This is a genomic window from Duganella sp. BJB1802 (genome assembly GCF_013369445.1).
In the GTDB taxonomy this organism is placed as follows: domain Bacteria; phylum Pseudomonadota; class Gammaproteobacteria; order Burkholderiales; family Burkholderiaceae_D; genus Rugamonas; species Rugamonas vulcania_A.
Genome location: NZ_JABWEF010000020.1, coordinates 49498 through 69374 on the forward strand (window position 1 = coordinate 49498; position 19877 = coordinate 69374).

The 19877-nt window shown below is 65.2% G+C and carries 24 protein-coding genes; 18 read left to right on the forward strand and 6 right to left on the reverse strand.

The genetic code is table 11. The features are described 5' to 3' along the window. The first annotated feature begins 3 nt into the window (after positions 1–3). From HUX88_RS26015 to HUX88_RS26085, 15 genes are all read left to right on the forward strand, one after another. Positions 4–633 (forward strand): NF038129 family PEP-CTERM protein, encoded by a 630-nt coding sequence (locus HUX88_RS26015; RefSeq protein WP_176363641.1) that lies wholly within the window; start codon positions 4–6, stop codon positions 631–633. A 185-nt stretch (positions 634–818) separates the two neighbouring features. Then, the gene (locus HUX88_RS26020; RefSeq protein ID WP_176363642.1) at positions 819–1559 is read left to right on the forward strand and encodes a winged helix-turn-helix domain-containing protein; all 741 of its coding nucleotides are present in this window, start codon (positions 819–821) and stop codon (positions 1557–1559) included. A 2-nt stretch (positions 1560–1561) separates the two neighbouring features. Next, complete coding sequence (gene epsA, locus HUX88_RS26025) at positions 1562–2353, forward strand: XrtB/PEP-CTERM-associated transcriptional regulator EpsA (RefSeq protein ID WP_176363643.1); 792 nt, start codon at positions 1562–1564, stop codon at positions 2351–2353. A gap of 117 nt (positions 2354–2470) precedes the next feature. Continuing rightward, positions 2471–2914 (forward strand): type II secretion system major pseudopilin GspG, encoded by a 444-nt coding sequence (gspG, locus tag HUX88_RS26030; RefSeq protein ID WP_117014642.1) that lies wholly within the window; start codon positions 2471–2473, stop codon positions 2912–2914. 30 nt (positions 2915–2944) lie between these two features. Further along, positions 2945–4141, forward strand: coding sequence for a type II secretion system F family protein (locus HUX88_RS26035; RefSeq protein ID WP_117014641.1), 1197 nt, complete (start codon positions 2945–2947; stop codon positions 4139–4141). Next, complete coding sequence (locus HUX88_RS26040) at positions 4138–5853, forward strand: GspE/PulE family protein (RefSeq protein WP_176363644.1); 1716 nt, start codon at positions 4138–4140, stop codon at positions 5851–5853. Before HUX88_RS26035 ends, HUX88_RS26040 begins: the two co-directional genes overlap by 4 nt. Then, complete coding sequence (locus HUX88_RS26045; protein WP_176363645.1) at positions 5846–6688, forward strand: hypothetical protein; 843 nt, start codon at positions 5846–5848, stop codon at positions 6686–6688. The genes HUX88_RS26040 and HUX88_RS26045 overlap by 8 nt, the downstream gene beginning before the upstream one ends. Continuing rightward, the gene (locus HUX88_RS26050) at positions 6685–7230 is read left to right on the forward strand and encodes a PilN domain-containing protein (protein WP_176363646.1); all 546 of its coding nucleotides are present in this window, start codon (positions 6685–6687) and stop codon (positions 7228–7230) included. Before HUX88_RS26045 ends, HUX88_RS26050 begins: the two co-directional genes overlap by 4 nt. Next, complete coding sequence (locus HUX88_RS26055) at positions 7215–7778, forward strand: hypothetical protein (RefSeq protein WP_229219557.1); 564 nt, start codon at positions 7215–7217, stop codon at positions 7776–7778. Before HUX88_RS26050 ends, HUX88_RS26055 begins: the two co-directional genes overlap by 16 nt. Beyond that, entirely contained in the window at positions 7775–8323 is a 549-nt protein-coding gene (locus HUX88_RS26060; protein ID WP_176363647.1) for a hypothetical protein, read from the forward strand. Before HUX88_RS26055 ends, HUX88_RS26060 begins: the two co-directional genes overlap by 4 nt. Next, entirely contained in the window at positions 8323–10302 is a 1980-nt protein-coding gene (locus HUX88_RS26065) for a secretin N-terminal domain-containing protein (RefSeq protein WP_176363648.1), read from the forward strand. Before HUX88_RS26060 ends, HUX88_RS26065 begins: the two co-directional genes overlap by 1 nt. A 7-nt stretch (positions 10303–10309) precedes the next feature. Beyond that, complete coding sequence (locus tag HUX88_RS26070; protein WP_176363649.1) at positions 10310–10783, forward strand: type II secretion system protein; 474 nt, start codon at positions 10310–10312, stop codon at positions 10781–10783. Continuing rightward, a complete protein-coding gene (locus tag HUX88_RS26075; RefSeq protein ID WP_176363650.1) occupies positions 10777–11157 on the forward strand; it encodes a type II secretion system protein in 381 nt (126 codons plus the stop codon). Before HUX88_RS26070 ends, HUX88_RS26075 begins: the two co-directional genes overlap by 7 nt. Then, entirely contained in the window at positions 11157–11831 is a 675-nt protein-coding gene (locus HUX88_RS26080) for a type II secretion system protein (RefSeq protein ID WP_176363651.1), read from the forward strand. Before HUX88_RS26075 ends, HUX88_RS26080 begins: the two co-directional genes overlap by 1 nt. A 241-nt stretch (positions 11832–12072) precedes the next feature. Next, complete coding sequence (locus tag HUX88_RS26085) at positions 12073–12564, forward strand: FxDxF family PEP-CTERM protein (protein WP_117014631.1); 492 nt, start codon at positions 12073–12075, stop codon at positions 12562–12564. A 64-nt stretch (positions 12565–12628) separates the two neighbouring features. Here the strand turns inward: HUX88_RS26085 and murJ are convergent, their stop codons facing one another. Further along, positions 12629–14179, reverse strand: a complete 1551-nt coding sequence (gene murJ, locus HUX88_RS26090) for a murein biosynthesis integral membrane protein MurJ (RefSeq protein ID WP_176363652.1) — start codon at positions 14177–14179, stop codon at positions 12629–12631. Between the two features lie 191 nt (positions 14180–14370). Between murJ and rpsT the strand changes: the two genes are divergently transcribed. Then, entirely contained in the window at positions 14371–14637 is a 267-nt protein-coding gene (gene rpsT, locus HUX88_RS26095) for a 30S ribosomal protein S20 (protein ID WP_008446456.1), read from the forward strand. Between the two features lie 115 nt (positions 14638–14752). Here the strand turns inward: rpsT and HUX88_RS26100 are convergent, their stop codons facing one another. Next, the gene (locus tag HUX88_RS26100) at positions 14753–14977 is read right to left on the reverse strand and encodes a hypothetical protein (RefSeq protein ID WP_158568941.1); all 225 of its coding nucleotides are present in this window, start codon (positions 14975–14977) and stop codon (positions 14753–14755) included. A gap of 141 nt (positions 14978–15118) precedes the next feature. Beyond that, on the reverse strand, positions 15119–15679 hold the full coding sequence (locus HUX88_RS26105; RefSeq protein ID WP_161091591.1) for a pseudouridine synthase: 561 nt from the start codon (positions 15677–15679) through the stop codon (positions 15119–15121). A gap of 161 nt (positions 15680–15840) precedes the next feature. Between HUX88_RS26105 and icd the strand changes: the two genes are divergently transcribed. After that, positions 15841–17094 carry an NADP-dependent isocitrate dehydrogenase gene (icd, locus tag HUX88_RS26110; RefSeq protein WP_117014627.1) on the forward strand — a complete coding sequence of 418 codons (1254 nt, stop codon included), beginning with the start codon at positions 15841–15843 and terminating at the stop codon, positions 17092–17094. A gap of 68 nt (positions 17095–17162) precedes the next feature. Beyond that, entirely contained in the window at positions 17163–18506 is a 1344-nt protein-coding gene (gene chrA, locus HUX88_RS26115; protein WP_176363653.1) for a chromate efflux transporter, read from the forward strand. Between the two features lie 45 nt (positions 18507–18551). Here chrA and HUX88_RS26120 read toward each other — a convergent pair whose 3' ends face one another. From HUX88_RS26120 to HUX88_RS26130, 3 genes are all read right to left on the reverse strand, one after another. Continuing rightward, positions 18552–18725 carry a hypothetical protein gene (locus tag HUX88_RS26120; protein WP_158568943.1) on the reverse strand — a complete coding sequence of 58 codons (174 nt, stop codon included), beginning with the start codon at positions 18723–18725 and terminating at the stop codon, positions 18552–18554. Positions 18726–18807: 82 nt separating this feature from the next. Beyond that, on the reverse strand, positions 18808–19215 hold the full coding sequence (locus HUX88_RS26125) for a glutaredoxin family protein (protein WP_176363654.1): 408 nt from the start codon (positions 19213–19215) through the stop codon (positions 18808–18810). A gap of 211 nt (positions 19216–19426) precedes the next feature. Then, positions 19427–19630: a cold-shock protein gene (locus tag HUX88_RS26130; RefSeq protein WP_008446468.1), complete on the reverse strand. Its 204-nt coding sequence runs from the start codon at positions 19628–19630 to the stop codon at positions 19427–19429. Between the last annotated feature and the right edge of the window lie 247 nt (positions 19631–19877).

Genomic DNA, 19877 nt, shown 5'->3' on the forward strand with positions numbered 1-19877 from the left:
ATCATGTTCAAACCAAACTTCTCCCTCACCCTGCGCCATGCCGCGCTGGCGCTGGCGCTGAGCGCCTGCGCCGGCCTGGTCTCGGCCCAGACCCTGCATGTCGAACTGAACACCGCGTCGCTGGCCGACGCCGGCTTCCTGGACCTGCAGTTCAATCCGTCGCAGGTGCCGGCCAGCTTCGCCAGCGCCACCATCAGCCACCTGTCCGGCTTTGGCGACCTGTCCGGCGTCGCCCTGAAAGGCGACGTGCAGCAGCACGCCGCCGGCTTCGTGTTCGGCAACACCAGCGACTACAACGATCTGTTCCAGGGCATCACGTTCGGCGGCAAGGTCAGCTTCGACGTCACCTTCGGCGGCCTGTCCGATGCGTCGCCGGCCGCACTGCAGAGCAAGTTCGCCGTGTCGCTGTATGGCGCCGACGGCGCCACCGCGCTGGGCAACTTCAACCCGCAGGACGGCACGCTGATGTCGATCACCTGGCAGCCGACCGCCGGCGCCGGCGTGCTGTCGTCGGACATCACCGACCGCACGATCGCCGGCGTCAGCGCGGTGCCGGAACCGTCGACCTGGGCCATGCTGGGCGCCGGCCTGGCGCTGGTGGGCGTCGCCCGTCGCCGCAAGCTGTCGGCCTGAATTTAGCGGCTGCAAAAAAAACGACACCGCGGTGTCGTTTTTTTGCATTTAGACGGCCACTTCTAAATCGCAAGCGAGACAGGCGGTCACTGGATATATATCGCCAAGCTCTGAATCCGCGATGGAAATCATATTAGTATTGCCAGATTGCTTGTTGCATAGTGTTTCCTTTGCACGGATTTGCTATGCCACCCGCCCATATCCTTGTCATTGAAAACGAGCCTGCGATCCAGGAACTCATCGCCCTGAACCTGAGCATGGCGGGCCACGTCGTCGCCCGCGCGCGCGACGCCGAAAGCGCGCTGCTGATGCTGGAAGACGGCCTGCCGGCCATGATCATGACCGACTGGAACCTGCCCGGGCAGTCTGGCCTGTCGCTGATACGCCGCCTGCGCGCGCAGCCGCGCACGCGCGACCTGCCCATCATCATGGTGACGGCCCGCTGCGGCGAGCCCGACAAGATCATGGCGCTGGAAAGCGGCGCCGACGACTACATGACCAAGCCCTTCAGCCCGCGCGAGATGGTGGCCCGCGTGCACGCCTTGCTGCGCCGCCTGCGCACCCCGGCGCCGCGCGAGCAGGCGGCCGACACCGTGCAGATGGCCGGCCTGCGGCTCGATCCGCACACGCTGCGCGTGACGGCCGGCGCCCGCGAGCTGGCCATGGGCCGGGTCGAGTTCAAGCTGCTGAACTTCCTGATGAACCATCCGGAGCGGGTCCACACCCGCGCCCAGTTGCTGGACCAGGTCTGGGGCAACGCCGTCTACCTGGACGAGCGCACCGTGGACGCCCACGTCGGCCGCCTGCGCAGCGCGCTGCAGCCCAGCGGCCACCAGGAGCACATCGAAACCGTGCGCGGCAGCGGCTACCGCTTCGTGGCCTGGGAGCAGGGCGCCGGCGCGCTGCGCGAAACTGCGCGGGCCTGACGATGGAGGCGCTGGTCATCCTGAGCAAGGTGGAGCAGGAATACCTGCTGCACGCGATCGAGGCGGTGCTGCCGGTGCGTCAATCGCGCCAGCTGTGCCTGTGGACGCAGGGCCAGTTCCAGGCGCTGCTGCCGCACCAGATCATGGTCTGCCTGCAATTCGGCGCGCAGGACGAGGTGCAGCATGTCGAATGCATGCACAGCACGGTGCTGGACGCCGGCCTGCTGGCCCGCCTGGGCGACAAGTCCGACGGCCTGGCGCTGCGGCTGGCGCGCCACTGCCGCGACGGCCTGCGCCTGCCGGCCATGCTGGACGCCAGCGGCGCCGGCGAAGCCAGACTGCCGCTGGCGCCGTTCATGGATGAGCTGCGCGCGCTGGGCCTGGACAACCTGCTGGTGCACGGCACCGAGCGCCTGCCGGGCGGCTCGACCTTCTTTGCGTTGTTCGGCCTGCCGCACCGTCCGCGCCCGCGCCACGCCTATTTCTTCGAACTGCTGCTGCCGCACCTGCACCTGGCGCTGCAACGGGTGGGCCAGCAACAGCGCCAGGCCCGCGCCGGCGCGCTGGCACGGCCGGTCAGCGCGCGCGAGATGGAGATCCTGCACTGGGTGCGCGAGGGCAAGAGCAACGAGGAAATCGGCCTCATTCTCGGCATCAGCGGCCTGACGGTGAAGAACCATCTGCAACGCCTGTACCGCCTGCTGGGCGTGTCCAACCGCGCCCACGCGATCGCGCGCGGCATGGCGCTGCACCTGTTCGAGCAACCCATCCCGCCGCTGGCCAGGGCCGCCTGAACGCCCACGGTTTGCACACCCCGCGCACACTCGCAAGAAAAGATTGTCGAGTATGCAAACCGCATGGTAGCCTTTGACTTCTAGCCTCAGGGCTTAGCGAATTAAGGAGTCGTTCGGATGGAAGTCGCAAAGTATCACCGTCAGACCGCAGCGCACAAGGCTGGCGGCTTTACCCTGCTGGAATTGCTGGTCGTTATCGTGATCATCGGTTTGCTGGCGGCGTATGTCGGTCCCAAGTACTTTGCCCAGTTGGGCAAGTCGGAAGTGACCATCGCCAAGGCGCAGATCGAGGCGTTTGAAAAATCGCTCGACACCTACCGCCTCGACGTCGGCCGCTACCCGACCACCGACGAAGGCCTGGCCGCCTTGCTGGTCGCGCCCGCCACGGCCGGCGCCAAGTGGAACGGCCCCTACCTGAAGAAGGGCGTGCCGCCGGACCCATGGGGCCATCCCTACCAGTACAAGGCCCCCGGCACCAAGGCCGAGTTTGAAATCACTTCGCTGGGCCGCGACGGCCAGCCCGGCGGTACCGGCGAAGACGCCGACATCACCTCACAATAAGCCTCGCCGACACGGAAAGCCGTTTTCGCCATGCAGTTCGATGTCCGCACCTTGTCGGCCGATATGGCCATATCCCATCTGGTGATCGATGGCCGCGACGAGGCCGACGCGCGCCGCCAGGTGGAGGCGCGCGGGCTGTACGTCAGCGCCATCGCGCCGGCGCGCGGCGGCCTTGGGCTGCGCGGCGGCAAGGCGCGCGGCAAGGGCCTCTCGCTGGTGCTGTTCAGCCAGGAGCTGCTGGCGCTGCTGACGGCCGGCCTGGGCATCGTCGAAGGCCTGGAGGCGTTGCTGGAAAAGGAAACCAGCCCGGTCACGCGCAGCGTGCTCGAGCGCCTGCTGGCCGGCCTGCGCGAGGGCCAGCGCTTCTCCGCCGTGCTGGCCGAGCAGCCCGAACTGTTCCCGCCGCTGTATATCGGCATCGTCAAGGCGGCCGAGGGCACCTCGGACCTGCCGCGTTCCCTGTCCCGCTTCATCGACTACCAGCAGCGCATCGACCTGGTGCGCGGCAAGCTGGTGTCGGCCGCCATCTATCCGTGCATCCTGCTGCTGGTCGGCGGCGGCGTCAGCCTGTTTTTGATCGGCTACGTCGTGCCGCGCTTCGCCGAGGTCTACCAGGGCGCCGGGCGTAACCTGCCGTGGCTGTCGCAGCAGATGCTCAACTGGGGCCAGTTCGCCGGCGCCCACACCACGCTGCTGTTGGGCGGCATCGCCGCCGTGCTGGGCGCGCTGGCGCTGGGCGTGCGCCAGCTGATGGGCAACGGCGGCTTCGCCCGCCTGCTGGCGCGCCTGCCCGGCATCGGCGAGCGGGTGCGTATCTACGAACTGTCGCGGCTGTACCTGACCCTGGGCATGCTCAGCGAGGGCGGCATCACCATCGTGCACGCGATCGAGACGGTGCAGGGCATGGTCTCGGCCGGGATCCGCCAGAATTTGCAGAGCGCGCGCGCCGCCGTCGAATCGGGCCTGCCGCTGTCGACCGCCTTCGAGGCCAACGCCCTGACCACGCCGATCTCGCTGCGCATGCTGCGCGTGGGCGAGCGCACCGGCGACATGGGCCCGATGCTGACCCAGTCCGCGGCCTTCTACGACGGCGAAATCAGCCGCTGGATAGAACGCTTCACAAGAACCTTTGAACCGCTGCTGATGGCCGCGATCGGCCTGGTGGTCGGCGCCATCGTGGTGCTGCTGTATATGCCGATTTTCGATCTGGCCGGAGACATGTCATGACGGCCCAGGCCACCCCGCACATCGCCGCCGTGGTGCCGGCGCTCGACACCGCGCTGGTCGCGCGCGCCCGCCACCTGCGCCAGCAATCGAAGCGCACGCTGGTCGAGGAACTGGTCGCGCTGACCGACATGGAACCGCGCCTGGTGGTGCAGGCATTGGCGCAGCCTTTCGGCATGGCGGTGCTGGAGACGGTCGACATGCTGGGCTACACGCCGGCCTTCGACCTGCTGCCGCTGTCGCAGGCCCTGGCGCGCCACTGCGTGCTGCTGCGCGGGCACGACGGCCTGGTGGTCGGCGTGATCGCCGATCCCTTCGACCTCGATCTGCAAACCTGGCTGGGCACGCAGGCGCGCGCCACGCCGCACGCGCCGCTGCAAACGCGGCTGGCGCTGCAGGCCGACATCCAGGCCTACCTGTCCAAGCAGGAGGAATCCGCGCGCGCCACCGACACGCTGCTGCCCGGCGCCAGCGAGGGCCGGCGCGACGGCAAGACCGCCGCCGTGCTGTCGTTCGCCTCGGTGTCGGAGGCGGCCAGTCCCGCCGTCCGCCTGGTCAACTCCACGTTGTACGACGCGCTGAAGGCCGGCGCCTCCGACATCCACCTGGAGAGCACCGCCGGCGGCCTGGCCGTCAAGTACCGCGTGGACGGCGTGCTCGATCACGCCACCTCGGTCAACGGCATCGACGTGGCCGAGCAGATCATCTCGCGCCTGAAGGTGCTGGCGGAGCTGGACATCGCCGAACGCCGCGTGCCGCAGGACGGCAGCTTCCGCGTGGAGGCCAACTCGCGCGAGATCGACCTGCGCGTCTCCATCATGCCGAGCATCCACGGCGAGGACGCGGTGATCCGTATCCTCGACAAGCGCGCCATGATCGAAGCCTACGGCTCGCTGACGCTGGAGGCGCTGGGCTTCGACGCACCGTCGCTGGTCACGCTGCGCGTGCTGGCGCAGGAGGCCTACGGCATGCTGCTGGTGACCGGACCGACCGGCTCCGGCAAGACCACCACGCTGTACGCCGCGCTGACCGAGATCCACAACGGCCGCGAAAAAATCATCACCATCGAGGACCCGGTCGAGTACCAGCTGCCCGGCATCCTGCAGATCCCGGTCAACGAGAAGAAAGGCCTGACCTTCGCCAAGGGCCTGCGCTCCATCCTGCGCCACGACCCGGACAAGATCATGGTCGGCGAGATCCGCGACCGCGAGACGGCGGAAATCGCCGTGCAGTCCGCGCTGACGGGCCACCTGGTGCTGACCACCGTCCACGCCAACAACGTGTTCGACGTGTTCGGTCGCTTCACCCACATGGGCATCGACCCGTATGCCTTCGTGTCGGCGCTGAACGGCATCTGGGCGCAGCGCCTGGTGCGGATCAACTGCCCGCACTGCGCGGCGCAGTACACGCCGGACGACCACGAGCTGGCCAGCGTGGGCCTGGCCCGCGCCGACGTCTACGAGTACCGCTTCATGCAGGGCAAGGGCTGCGGCGATTGCCGCGGCACCGGCTACAAGGGCCGCCGTTCGATCGCCGAGATCCTCACGCTGAACGACGAGATCCGCGAGCTGATCGTCGACAAGCGGCCGATCCGCCAGATCAAGCAGGCCGCCTACGCCAACGGCACGCGCAGCCTGCGCCAGGCGGCGCTGGAACTGGTCAAGCGCGGCGGCACCACGCTGGCTGAAATCAAACGAGTGACCTTGCATGCGTAGAGCAATAGGACAATCCCTGCGCATCGGCGTCTCCGGCTTTGCCGTGAGCCTGCTGCGCGTGAGCCGCTGGCGCGGCGATCCGGTCACCGTGCTGGCCGAACATGCGTTCGCGCCGTCGGGCGAGCACCCGTTCGACGCCATCGCCAACGCCCTGCGCGCGCTGTTGGGCGAACAGGAAGTCGGCGGCTGGCCGGTCAGCATCGTGCTGGCCGACGATCTGACGCGCCTGTGGCGCGTCGTGCCGCCGCCGGACGCCGCGCGCCTGGCCGACATCGAAGCGGCGGCGGGCTTCCGCTTCCAGTCGTTGTACGGCGAGTCGCCGTCGGCCTGGCAGATATCGGGCGACTGGAGCGCCACCCAGCCGTTCTTCGCCGCCGCCGTGCCGCGCGCCTTGCTGGCCGTGCTGGGCAAGGTGGCGGAGGAATTCAAACTGCACATCGTCGGCATCGAACCGCACTTCATCACCGCCTACAACCGCTGGCGGCGCGGACTGAAACCCGGCGCGTGGTTCGGCCTCGTACACGACCACCTGCTGACATTGGCCGCCATCGAAGCCGACGGCAAGAGCATTCGCGCCATCCGCACGCTGCCGATGCCGACCGGGCAGGGCGCCGACCAATACTGGCTGGGCCAGACGCTCAAGCGCGAGGCGCTGCTGCTGGACATGGAAGCGCCGGAGCTGCTGCAGGTCTGCGGCGCCGCGCCTGCCGCGTGGAGCAAGCCGGTGGCCAATCCGGCCCATATCGCATGCGCGGTGCTGGACCAGGCGCAGCAAGCGTCCAGCGGTGGCCTGTCGACCATGGCGCTGATGGCGCGCGGCGGGAGCGCGGCATGAAGAACATGCGTATCGATTTCGCCCCGCGCAGCCTGCGCCGCACCTTGTTCCACACGCATCCGGCGCTGTTGGCGCTGGGCGGCGCCGGCCTGCTGCTGTGCGCGGCCGCCGCGTTCGGCGGCTGGAAGCTGGTGGAGCAGCAGCGGCTGCGCGAGCACGAGCTGCGCCACGTGCGCGAGCGCGCGGCGGCCATCTCGGCGCGGCCGGTGGAAGTGGCGCAGGTGGCGATACCGGAAGGGCAGGCCGTCTTCGTCAACGGCGCCATCATGCAACTGAACCTGCCGTGGCGCGACCTGCAGGACGCGGTGGCCGCGGCCACGCCGCGCAGCGTGGCGCTGGTGGCGATGGAGCCGGATCCGCGCAAGCAGGTGCTGAAGATCACCGCCGAAACCAAGACCAGCGACGACATGGTGGCCTACGTGGCGGAGCTCAAGCAGCAGGAGCTGTTCTCCGGCGTGGTCCTGACGCGCCACGAAATCAATGAACAGGATCCCAACCGGCCGTTGCGCTTCCAGCTGGAGGCCACATGGGTAGCCCGATGAACAACGTCAACCTCGCCGCCTTGGCGCTGCGCGCGCGCCTGGTGTTGACGCGCGCCGGCGCGCCGGCCTGCATCGCCATCGCGCTGTGCGTGGCCGCCGCCGCCGCGTGGGCCTGGCTGCTGCCGCAACGCGCGGCGCAGGCGCAGTTGATGGCGCGGCCCTTGCCGACGCCCGCGTCGCTCGTCACCGCTCCGCCGCCGCCATCGGCCAACCAGAACCTGGCGGGTTTCTACGAGGTGCTGGGCGAGAAGCGCTACGCCGAGCAGCAGGTCAAGGTGCTGTTCGACCTGGCGGCCAAGAACAACCTGACGCTGAGCCAGGGCGAGTACAAGGCCGGCTACGACAAGGCCAGCCGCGTCAGCACCTACCAGATCATCCTGCCGGTGAAGGGGCCGTACCAGTCCATCTGGCAGTTCGCCATGCAAAGCCTGCGCGACATGCCGTTCGCGTCGCTGGACGAAATCGGCTTCCGCCGCGAAGCCATCGCCGAAACCACGGTGGAGGCGCGCCTGCGCTTCACGCTGTACCTGAAGGATGGCGAGCCATGAAGCCTTATCAGATCGCGATGGGCGTGGCGCTGGCCGCCGCTGCGGGCCTGGTGCTGTTTGGCGATAAGTCGTCGTCCGGCGACATCGCCGAGCCGGTGGCGCGCAACCGTACGACGGCGCAAAGCGTGCAAGCGCCCGCGCCGCGCGCCGGCAAGGACGGCAAGCCGCAGCCCGAGGTGGCGATCCTGCGCCTGACGCCGCGCGCCACGCTGGTCGGCGAATCCGGCGAGGCCACCTTCGCGGCGGGCGAGGGCGTGTTCCAGGGACAGAACTGGAATCCGCCGCCGCCACCGCCGCCGCCCGTGTCGAACGCGCCGCCGCCTGCGCCGGTGGCGCCGCCGATGCCGTTCACGGTGCTGGGCAAGGCCGTCGCCGACGGCGCCTGGGAAGTCTACCTGGCGCGCGGCGACAAGACCTACGTCGTAAAAAATCAAACCGTCATCGACGGCACCTACCGCGTCGAGAAGATCGCGCCGCCGCTGATGTCGGTCACCTATCTGCCTTTGAATCAGGTACAACAGATCAATATTGGAGTCCTCGACTGATGGCTAGTCATCTGAAGAATTTGGGCCGCCGCGCCGCGCTGCCTGCCATGCTGGCGATCGCCCTGGGCGGCTGCGCCGGACAAATGGCCTATCGCGACGGCCGCGACCTGATCGCCAAGGACCAGATCGAGGCCGGCCTGCTCAAGTTCCAGGAAGCCGTCAGGGCCGATCCGGGCAACGCGCAGTACCGCTCGGCCTATCTGCTGGAACGCGACCGCGCCACACTGCGCCTGCTCGACCAGTCCGAGCGCCAGCAGGCCGAGGGCCAGCTGGACCTGGCGGAGCAGGGCTTCCGCCGCGTGCAGGCATTGGACCCGCTCAACGAGCGCGCCCGCGCCGGCCTGCGCGCGCTGGAGCGCGACGCCCGCCAGACCAAGCTGCTCGCAGTCGCCAGCGCGCACGTCAACAAGGGCGAGTACGAACTGGCCAAACAAAAGCTCAACGCGATGCTGGTCGAGAACCCGGCCAACGAGAAGGCGCGCCTGATGCTGGCCGAGGTGAGCGAAAAGATCGCGCCGCCCGCCGCCGAGCCGGGCCTGTCGAAGGCCTACAAGCAGCCGATCTCGATCGAGTTCCGCGACGCGCCGCTCAAGCAGGTGTTCGAAGTGATCTCGCGCCGCTCCGGCCTGAACTTCGTGTTCGACAAGGACGTCAAGACCGACCAGCGCACCACCGTGCTGCTGAAGAACAGCACCGTCGAATCGGCGATCTACTTTCTGCTGCTGACCAACCAGCTGGAGCAGCAGGTGATGGACGCGAACACCATCCTGATCTACCCGAACGTGGCGGCCAAGCTGAAGGAATACCAGGAGATGACGGTCAAGACCTTCTTCCTGGCGAACGCCGAGGCCAAGCTGGTGGCCAATACGCTCAAGACCATCCTCAAATCGCGCGACGTGGTGGTCGATGAAAAACTCAACCTGCTGATCGTGCGCGACAGCCCCGAGGCGATCCGCCTGGCCGAGAAGCTGGTGGCCCTGCAGGACGCGCCGGAAGCGGAGGTGATGCTGGAGGTGGAGATCCTGGAGGTGAAGAAGGGCAGCGTGATGGACCTGGGCGTGGTCTGGCCGACCGGCATCGGCCTGACGCCGCTGTCCACGTCGGGCGGCACCGGCATCACCATCCGCGACCTGAATAACCTGAACCAGCGCACCATCGGCGTAACCGGCGTCACGGCCGGCATCAACGCCAACAAGAACGACACGGATTCCAACCTGCTGGCCAATCCGCGCATCCGCGTGCGCAACAAGGAGAAGGCCAAGATCGTCATCGGCGACAAGCTGCCGGTGATCACCACCACCGTGTCGTCCGGCGTGGGCGGCTTCGCCAGCGACAACGTGACCTACGTCGACGTCGGCCTGACGCTCAACGTCGAACCCACGGTGTACCTGAACGACGAGGTGGCGATCCGCGTGCAGCTGGAGGTGAGCAACCTGACCGGCACCATCACCACCAAGAGCGGCGGCACCGCCTACCAGATCGGCACGCGCCAGGCCACCACCATGCTGCAGCTGAAGGATGGCGAGAACCAGGTGCTGGCGGGCCTGATCAACAACGAGGAGCGCGGCACCGCCAACCACGTGCCGGGCGCCGGCGACCTGCCCATCGTCGGCCGCCTGTTCGGCAGCAAGCGCGATGACAACCAGAAGACCGAGATCGTGCTGTCGATCACGCCGCACCTGATCCGCAACGTGCAGCGGCCGGAGGCGTCGGCGTCGGAATTCTCGGCCGGCACCGAGGCGAGTTTCCGCCGCCGCCCGGACCTGAGCGCGCGTCCCGCCGTGGCGATGCCGCCGTCGCCGGGCGCCTTGCCGCCGCCGGCCGGCGCGCAGCCTTCGCCGCCGCGTCCGCCGGTGCAGGCGATGCCGCTGTCGCAGGGCCAGCCGGCGCCGCTGCCGCCCAGCCAGGGACAGCAGCCGCAGCCGGTGCTGCCGCCGCCTGAACCGGAGCCGGCGCCGATTCCGCCGGTGCAGCAGTAGGCGCGTGATGAAGCGCGTCCGTGGCTTCACGCTGATCGAACTGCTGGTGTCGCTGGCCATCCTCGGCCTGCTCAGCGCCCTGGTGGTGCCGACCGCCCAAGTGGTGGTGCAGCGCCGCCAGGAGCAGGAGCTGCGCGAGGCGCTGCACCAGATTCGCGGCGCGCTGGACGCCTACAAGCTGGCCTACGACCAGGGCCGTGTCGCCAAGGCGATGGGCGCCACCGGCTATCCGAAGACGCTGGAGTTGTTGGTGGAGGGCGTGCCGGACGCGCAGAACCCCAAGCACACCAAGATCTACTTCCTGCGCCGGGTGCCGCGCGATCCGTTCAACCCGGACGCCGCGCTGGGCGACGGCCAGACCTGGGGCAAGCGCAGCTACGCCAGCGACGCCGACCAGCCGAAGGAGGGCGAGGATGTCTACGACGTCTACAGCCTGAGCGACAAGACCGGCCTGAACGGCGTGCCCTACAGAAAATGGTGACCATGAAGACCAAAGGATTCACGCTGATCGAACTGCTGGTGGTGCTGGGCATCGTCGCGCTGATGCTGACGCTGGCCGTGCCGCGCTACTTCCCCAGCATCGACAAGTCGAAGGAGGTGGTGCTGGCCGATAACCTGCGCAATGTGCGGCAGGTGCTCGACCAATACTACGGCGACACCGGCCGCTATCCCGATTCGCTGGAGCAGCTGGTGGAGAAGAAGTACCTGCGCGCGCTGCCGGTCGATCCGATCACCGACAGCGACACCACGTGGATCATCGTGCCGCCGGAGGACACGGGCAAGGGCGGGGTCTACAACATCAAGAGCGGCGCGCCCGGCAACGACCGCAGCGGCAAGCCTTACTCCGACTGGTGATGAGGGCGCAGCGCCTGCGCCGCTTCGGCGGCTTCACCTACCTGAGCCTGTTGATCCTGCTGGCTATCATCGGCCTGGTGACGGCCACGGCGCTGAAGCTGGGTTCGGTGGTGCAGCGCAGCCGGGCGGAGATGGAGTTGCTCGATATCGGCGCTGCGTTCAGCGACGCCCTGAAAAGCTACGCCGACGCCACGCCGGCCGGCATGCCGCCGCAGCCGCCGTCGCTGAAGGAGCTGCTGAAGGATCCGCGCTTTCCCGGCACCCGCCGGCACCTGCGCAAACTGTTTGTCGATCCGATGACCGGCAAGGCCGAGTGGGGCATCCTGTATCTCGGCGACAAGGTCGGCGTGCTGGCGGTCTACAGCCTGTCCGACGCCAAGCCTGTGAAAGTGGGGAATTTCCCGGCCCGCTACACTGGTTTTGAAGGCAAGGCGCATATTTCCGACTGGAAGTTTTCCATGGCCTTGGCCGGGGCGGTGCCGACCGAAATGACGGGGCCGTCGCCGCGCGTCACGGCGCCCGCGCCTGGAAAGCAGCAAGCCGCTCCGCCATCGATTCCGGCCCCGCCGCCACCGCCGGTGGAGGCGCCGGTCAGCCCGCCGGAGCCGCCGGAAGTTCGGCCCGATCCGGCCGAGCCGCCCGTCCCCGAAACGCACGAAAAGCCACAGGAATAGCGGCTTGGAAGCCACATTCTTAAAAAATTTTCTATCGAATTGTCACAGTTTTTAAGTTTACCCCCCGACATTTACCCTGATATTTTCATAACATGGGAAAAGTTATTTAAAGGAAACTAAAAGTGGAAAAATAACAATTGGAATTAATATTCTTATGTTATGATTCTTCCCGAAGTACTCCTATTAACTATTCGGTGGTTGGCGAAAGCGCAGCCACAATTCGTTTGATTAAGGAAATCACATGAAATTGAAATCTTTCGTTGCTGGCGCTCTGCTGGCTGCCGCTTCGGTTAGCGCATTTGCTGCTGATCAACTGAACATCCCTGTGACCCTGGGCGTTGCCACGGGCTTCTCCGGTCTGTCGCTGCCAGGCGATGGCCTGCTGTCCGGCGGTTCCGACGTCCTGACCTTCACCGGTCTGGCAGCTGGCAGCTACAACGTTCTGCTGAACTACAGCGCGACCAACGTGAACATCCAATCCGCCAGCCTGAACGGCCAGTCCCCTGTGTTCATCTTCGGCAGCTCGTTCGCTAGCCTGGGTTCGTTCAACATTGGCACCAACTCGCCGTTCACCCTGACCCTGAACGGCACGCCAACCAGCGCCTCGTCGGCGTTCTACAACGGTTCGATCACCGTGACCGCCGTACCAGAACCAGAAACCTACGGCATGCTGCTGGGCGGCCTGGCACTGATGGGCGTTGTTGCTCGTCGCAAAGCAAAAAAAGCAGCTTAAGTTCTAGCCGCTGAATGTAAAAAAACCCGCTTCGGCGGGTTTTTTTACGTCCGGCATTTTGAGGTCATCGCGCGGTGCGCTTGATATCCCGCAGCCGGAAGCCCATGGCGAACAGCGCCGCGAAGTACACAGCCCCACACACACCGATCAGCAACATCAGCGCGCCGATCCGCAGCAGCGTGTGGTGCTGCAAGCCCAGCCAGTCCACCTGCTGTCCGCCGAACCACGCGGCCGCGCCCATCAGCACGCAGGCCACGGCCAGTTTGGCGCAGAACATCGTCCAGCCCGGCTTGGGCCGGTAAATTCCGCGCTTGCGCAAACCCGCGTACAGGAAGCTGGCGTTGATGCAAGCGCCCAGTCCGATCGACAGCGCCAGGCCCGACACCTTCAGATACGGCACGAATATCCAGTTCATCAACTGGGTCGCCACCAGCACGCCGGTGGCGATCTTGACCGGCGTGCGGATGTCCTGGCGCGCGTAAAACGCCGGCGCCAGCGTCTTGACCAGGATGATGCCCAGCAGCCCGGCGCTGTAGGCGATCAGCGGATAGGACGACTGCGTGGCCGCCTCGTCGGTGAATTTGCCGTAGTGGAAGAGGGTGGCGATCAGCGGCTTGGCCAGCGCGGCCATGCCCACCGCCGCCGGCAGCGCCAGCAGGAAGGTCAGGCGCAGGCCCCAGTCCAGCAGGTCGGAATATTCCTGCGGATCGCCGTCCGACTGCGCCTTCGACAGGCTGGGCAGCAGGATCGTGCCCAGCGCCACGCCCAGCAGCGCGGTCGGGAACTCCATCAGGCGGTCGGCATAGGACAGCCAGGAAATGCTGCCCTCGGCCAGGCGCGAGGCGATGCTGGTGTTGATCATCAGGCTGATCTGCGCGGCCGACACGGCGAACACGGCCGGTCCCATCTTTTTCAGCACGCGGCGCACGCCCGGATCGCCGAGGCCGGCCGCCGGATTCCACGACAGGCTGGGCAGCATGCCGATCTTGATCAGCGCCGGCACCTGGATCGCCACCTGCAGGATGCCGCCGACGAACACGGCGATGGCCATCGCGTAGATCGGCTGCTCCAGGTGCGATTGCAGGAACAGCGAGGCGGCGATGAAGGACAGGTTCAGCAGCACCGGCGTGAAAGCCGGGATCTTGAACTGGCGCCAGGTGTTCAAGATGCCGCCGGCCAGCGCCACGAAGGCCATGAAGCTAATATAAGGGAACATCAGCCGCGTCATCCAGACGGCGGCGTCGAAGGCGCCCGGTTGCTTGTCCAGGCCGGTGGCGATGAGGTAAACAAACAACGGCGCGCCGATGATGCCGAGCGCGCTGACGAACAGCGTGGACCACACCAGGGTGTTGGCCACATGGTCGGCCAGCGTCTTGCTGGCCTCCTGGCCGTGCTGGTTCTTGTATTCCGACAAGATCGGCACAAACGCCTGGGAGAAGGCCCCCTCGGCGAACAGGCGGCGCAACAGGTTGGGAATGCGGAACGCGACGATGAAAGCGTCCGTGTAGGCGCCGGCGCCGAAGGCCCGGGCAAACAAGGTTTCACGCAATAATCCGGTTACGCGGGACAGCATGGTCATGCTGGAGATGGCGGCTAGAGTTTTAAGCAAGTTCATGGGACGTGATTATAGTTGCTCCTGACAGAAAACATCGCTATAATCGCAGGCTGTACAGAATTCTGTTACGCAGACACTAATGTTTGGCAGGCAGTAGTTTGACTCACATGGTTCGGCAGACGCACTGAACGCACCTGTTTGGCAAACAATAATGTTTGCAAACGCACCTTTACCCTGTTTTAGGAAATTCCATGGCAAATACCGCACAAGCGCGCAAACGCGCTCGTCAAGCAGTTAAGCAAAACGCTCACAACTCGTCCCAGCGTTCGACCCTGCGCACCGCTATCAAGGCAGTTCGCAAAGCGATCCAAGGCGGCGACAAAGCTGCTGCGACGGCAATCTTCCAATCGTCCGTGTCGACCATCGACAGCATCGCGGACAAGAAGATCATCCACAAAAACAAGGCAGCTCGTCATAAGAGCCGTCTGGCAGCTGCCCTGAAGGCACTGTCCGCTTAATTCCCCTCGCTGGGATTTAAAGCAAGAACCCGCCTGGCTTCGGCCAGTGCGGGTTTTTTCGCGTGCGTGGACGTAAAAAAGCCGGCCCGGGGCCGGCTTGCTGGGGTGGCAGCGATTACTTGGCTGGCATCGAGGCGGAAGCTTCTGCCGATGCGGAGGCTTTCTTGTGCTTGGCTTTCTTAGCTTTTGGTGCCGATGCGGAGGCGGAGGCCGATGCGGAAGGGGCCGATGCCATCGGGGCCGAAGCAGCGGCCGAGGCGGATGCCGAAGCCGACGGAGCGGCGGCGAAAGCGGAAGCAGCAAACAGGGAGGCAACCAGGGCAGCGATGATCTTGGACATGATGAGTTCCTTTGGCAGTTGATTGAACCAGCTAAAAAAAACGAAGATTCATATGAATCTATCTCATTAACGCCGCCCAAAATTTCCAGTTGACACAAAAATGCTCGAAAAACAGAATTTTATGTGCTGCAACGCATCAATCTAGCCGGCCAGGTCCTTGGCCGACACTTCCATCCACTCGCCCGGCATCAGCGGGTGGGTCGCCAGCGAGATGGCGCCGATGGCGCTGCGCACCAGCCGCAGCGTCGGCAGGCCGACCGCCGCCGTCATGCGCCGCACCTGGCGGTTTTTTCCTTCCTGAAGCGTGATCGCCAGCCAGCTGGTCGGGTGTTCGGCGCGGCTGCGGATCGGCGGATTGCGCGGCCACAGCCACTCCGGCTCGGCGATCCGCACCGCCTTGCACGGCTTGGTGACGAAGTCGCCCAGGTCCAGCGGCGCCTGCAGCCGGGCCAGGCTGGCCGCGTCCGGCACGCCGTCCACCTGCACCAAGTAGACCTTGGCTTCCTTGTGGTCGGGATGGGCGATGGTGTGCTGCAGCTTGCCGTCGTCGGTGAGCAGCATCAAGCCCTCGCTGTCGGCGTCGAGCCGGCCGGCGGGGTAGATGTTGGGGATCTTCAGGTGGTCGGCCAGCGTGGCGCGGCCGTCCTGCGGGGAGAACTGGCACAGCACCTGGAAAGGTTTGTTAAATAGAATGAGTGACATACTTCTCTTCGGATGATTTTGGTGTAGGCTTGAAGGTTGTAATGAAAACCATGGCGCCTGTGAAAATACTGGTGCATAATGCCACACACCTGTCTTATGTCTTATAGAAGACTTGGCGGGAGCAGCCCGCTGCCCGCCGAGCGTCCACTTCGGAGAACACGATGTATCAGCATATCAAAGTACCTGCCGACGGCCAGAAAATCACCGTCAACGCCGATTTTTCCCTGAATGTACCAGATAACCCGATCATTCCCTACATCGAGGGCGATGGCACCGGCGTGGACATCAGCCCGGTGATGATCAAGGTGATCGACGCGGCGGTGGCCAAGTCCTACGGCGGCAAGCGCAAGATCAGCTGGATGGAGATCTTCGCCGGCGAAAAATCGACCACCGTGTACGGCCCGGACGTGTGGCTGCCGGAGGAGACCCTGCAGGTGCTGAAGGATTACGTGGTCTCGATCAAGGGCCCGCTGACCACCCCGGTCGGCGGCGGCATCCGCTCGCTCAACGTGGCGCTGCGCCAGCAGCTGGACCTGTACGTCTGCCTGCGCCCGGTGCGCTACTTCACCGGCGTGCCGTCGCCGGTCAAGGAACCGGAGAAGACCGACATGGTCATCTTCCGCGAGAACTCGGAAGACATCTACGCCGGCATCGAGTACCAGCAGGGCTCGGAAGGCGCCAAGAAGCTGATGGACTTCCTGATCAAGGAAATGGGCGTCACCAAGATCCGCTTCCCGGCCACCTCCGGCCTGGGCATCAAGCCGGTGTCGATCGAAGGCACGCAGCGCCTGGTGCGCAAGGCGATCCAGTACGCCATCGACAACGACAAGCCGTCGGTGACCATCGTCCACAAGGGCAACATCATGAAGTACACCGAGGGTGGCTTCCGCGATTGGGCCTACGAGCTGGCGCAAAAGGAATTCGGCGCCGAGCTGATCGACGGCGGCCCGTGGTGCAAGTTCAAGAACCCGAAGACCGGCCGCGACATCATCATCAAGGATTCGATCGCCGACGCCTTCCTGCAGCAGATCCTGCTGCGCCCGATCGAGTACAGCGTGATCGCCACCCTGAACCTGAACGGCGACTACATCTCGGACGCGCTGGCGGCCCAGGTGGGCGGCATCGGCATCGCGCCGGGCGCCAACATGTCGGATTCGGTCGCGATGTTCGAAGCCACCCACGGCACCGCGCCGAAGTACGCCGGCAAGGACTACGTGAACCCTGGCTCGCTGATCCTGTCCGCCGAAATGATGCTGCGCCACATGGGCTGGGTTGAGGCGGCCGACCTGATCATCAAGTCGATGGAAAAGGCCATCGATTCGAAGAAGGTCACCTACGACTTCGCCCGCCTGATGGAGGGCGCGACCCAGGTCTCGTGCTCCGGCTTCGGCGACGTGATGATCGAACAGATGTAAGCCAGCCACCGCCGCGCAACAGCCCCGTTCCTGCAATGGAGTGGGGCTTTTTTTTGAGGGGAACCACGATGACGCCCACCACCGCGCCGCCGGCGCCGACCCTGTGGCAAGCCTTCCGATTCTGGCTCAAGCTCGGCTGTATCAGCTTTGGCGGGCCTGCCGGGCAGATCGCCATCATGCATCAGGAGCTGGTCGAGCGCCGGCGCTGGATCTCCGAGCGCCGCTTCCTGCACGCGCTCAATTACTGCATGCTGCTGCCCGGCCCCGAGGCGCAACAGCTGGCCACCTACATCGGCTGGCTGCTGCACCGCACGCGCGGCGGCATCATCGCCGGCGGCCTGTTCGTGCTGCCGTCGCTGCTGTTGCTGGTGCTGCTGTCGTGGCTGTACATGGCGTTCGGCCAGCAGCCGCTGGTGGCGGGGCTGTTCTATGGCATCAAGCCGGCCGTGACCGCGATCGTGCTGCAGGCCGCGCACCGCATCGGCACGCGCGCCCTGCGCAACGGCTGGCTGTGGGGCATCGCCGGCGCCGCCTTCGTGGCGATCTTCGCGCTGCAGCTGCCGTTCCCGCTGATCGTCGCCGGCGCCGCGCTGGCCGGTTATGCGGGCGGCCGTTTCCTGCCGCAGGCGTTCACGGCCGGCGGCGGCCATGGCGCGGCCCAGGCCTCGTACGGCGCGGCCGTCATCGACGACGACACGGCGCCGCCGCCGCACGCGCAATTCCGCTGGAGCAGGCTGGCGCTGGTGGCCGGCTGCGGCGCGCTGCTGTGGCTGGCGCCGATGGCGCTGTTGTTGGCCACGGTGGGCTGGCAGCACACCTACACGCAGATGGCGTGGTTCTTCACCAAGGCCGCCATGCTGACCTTCGGTGGTGCCTACGCGGTGCTGCCGTATGTGTACCAGGGCGCGGTCGTGCAATACGGCTGGCTGAGCGCGCCCCAAATGATAGACGGCCTGGCCCTGGGCGAAACCACGCCCGGGCCGCTGATCATGGTGGTGGCGTTCGTGGGCTTTGTGGGCGGCTATGCCCAGGCGCCGTTCGGCGCGGCGCTGTTGCCGCTGGCGGGCGCGGTGGCGGCGGTGCTGGTGACGTGGTTCACCTTCCTGCCGTCGTTCGTGTTCATCCTGGCCGGCGGTCCGCTGGTCGAGGCCACGCGCGACGACATCAGCTTCACCGCGCCACTGACCGGCATCACGGCGGCGGTGGTCGGCGTGATCCTGAACCTGGCGTTGTTCTTTGCGTACCACGTACTGTGGCCGGCGGGCTTCGGCGGCGCGCCCGACTGGGCGGCGGCATTGATCGGGGTGGGGGCTGCTGTGGCCTTGCTGCGCTACCGGCAAAAGGTGCCACGTGTGATCGCCGCGTGCGCGGTGGCGGGCTTGCTGTTCAAGCTGCTGGTGCCGGCGCTCTGATTGACGGGCGGCGCCGTCGGCGCCGGCCCGTCAATGCAGGCCAGCCTAGCAGGATTCTTCGCAGGCGTCGCGTTCGGCGATGCAATCGGCGGCGGGCTCGCCGGAATTCAGGCAGGCCTTATATGCGACAACGCAGTAGTAGGTGCAGCTGGCCATGACAGGCGCCGATGCCGCGCCGATACCGATTGCAAACAAAAACAGCTTCAATTTCTTATTCATGTAGCTCTCTCCCAATTGGCTGGACGTGGATGATGCCTGCAACCGTGTTGTCCACGCACACGGTCCCCGAATCGGGTGACGCTCAGCCGCCGGCCGCTGGCTTCAGTTGCGCGAGCGCGGCTTCGATGACAGGCACCTTGTAGCCGGTGATGCGGCGGTTGCCGATCAGGATCACCGGCACGGAGGTCTCGCCGAAGCTCTGGTAGTCCTGCTGGCCCTTGCCGCCTTGGTTGATGTCGATATCGGCGTAGGGGATGTGGTGCCCGTTCAGGTAGGCGCGTGTCTGGGCGCAGTAGGGGCAGCTCTTGGTGCCGTACACCACCACCCTGGTGGAGGCGTCGGGATAGTAGGCCTGGTAGTTGCCCTCGACGTAGGACGGCGCCATCCATTGAGGCACCTTGGAGGCCACGCGGCCCACACCCAGGCCCAGCGCGAGGATGGCGGCATAGGCCAGGCCGGTTTTGATCTTCTTGAGGTGTACGTTATTCATGCGACCCTTGGTAAGAGACGGACGGCGACGCGGATAGTGCCCGATAGACACTATTACCTTAACGAATAAGATTATGCATTCTTCAACTTGGACGATTCTATTCAATTGTCACGCGGCGGCGCGGGTGTCGGGGTTCTGCAACACTTGCCGGAAGGTAGGGACGAAAAAAAACCCCGCAGGGCGAGGTTTTTCACATCTGTTGCTTAAAGAATTAAGCGGACTGGATGTTGGAAGCTTGCTTGCCTTTAGGGCCTTGCGTGACTTCGAATTGAACTTTTTGACCTTCTTTGAGGGTCTTGAAACCGTTCATGTTGATTGCGGAGAAGTGAGCGAACAAATCCTCGCCGCCGTCATCTGGAGTGATGAAGCCAAAACCTTTGGAATCATTGAACCACTTAACTGTACCTGTTGCCATAAAAAGAACTTTCAAAATTAAAACGGATCACACGAGCCATAAAAGCAAGAAGCTTCTTGCCCCCTCCTCACGCCTCACTTCTTATCACCTTGTACATTTCTGCACGCAGTCGATAACGCATTGTTAGCGGACCAAATTCTAAAGTCAAGCAGATTTGTATGCATTTTGCTACTTTTAACTCAATTGGCGAAAAAGCAACTCTTGATTTTGGCTAATGGGTCGCCATCTGCGTCAAGTTCAGAAAACG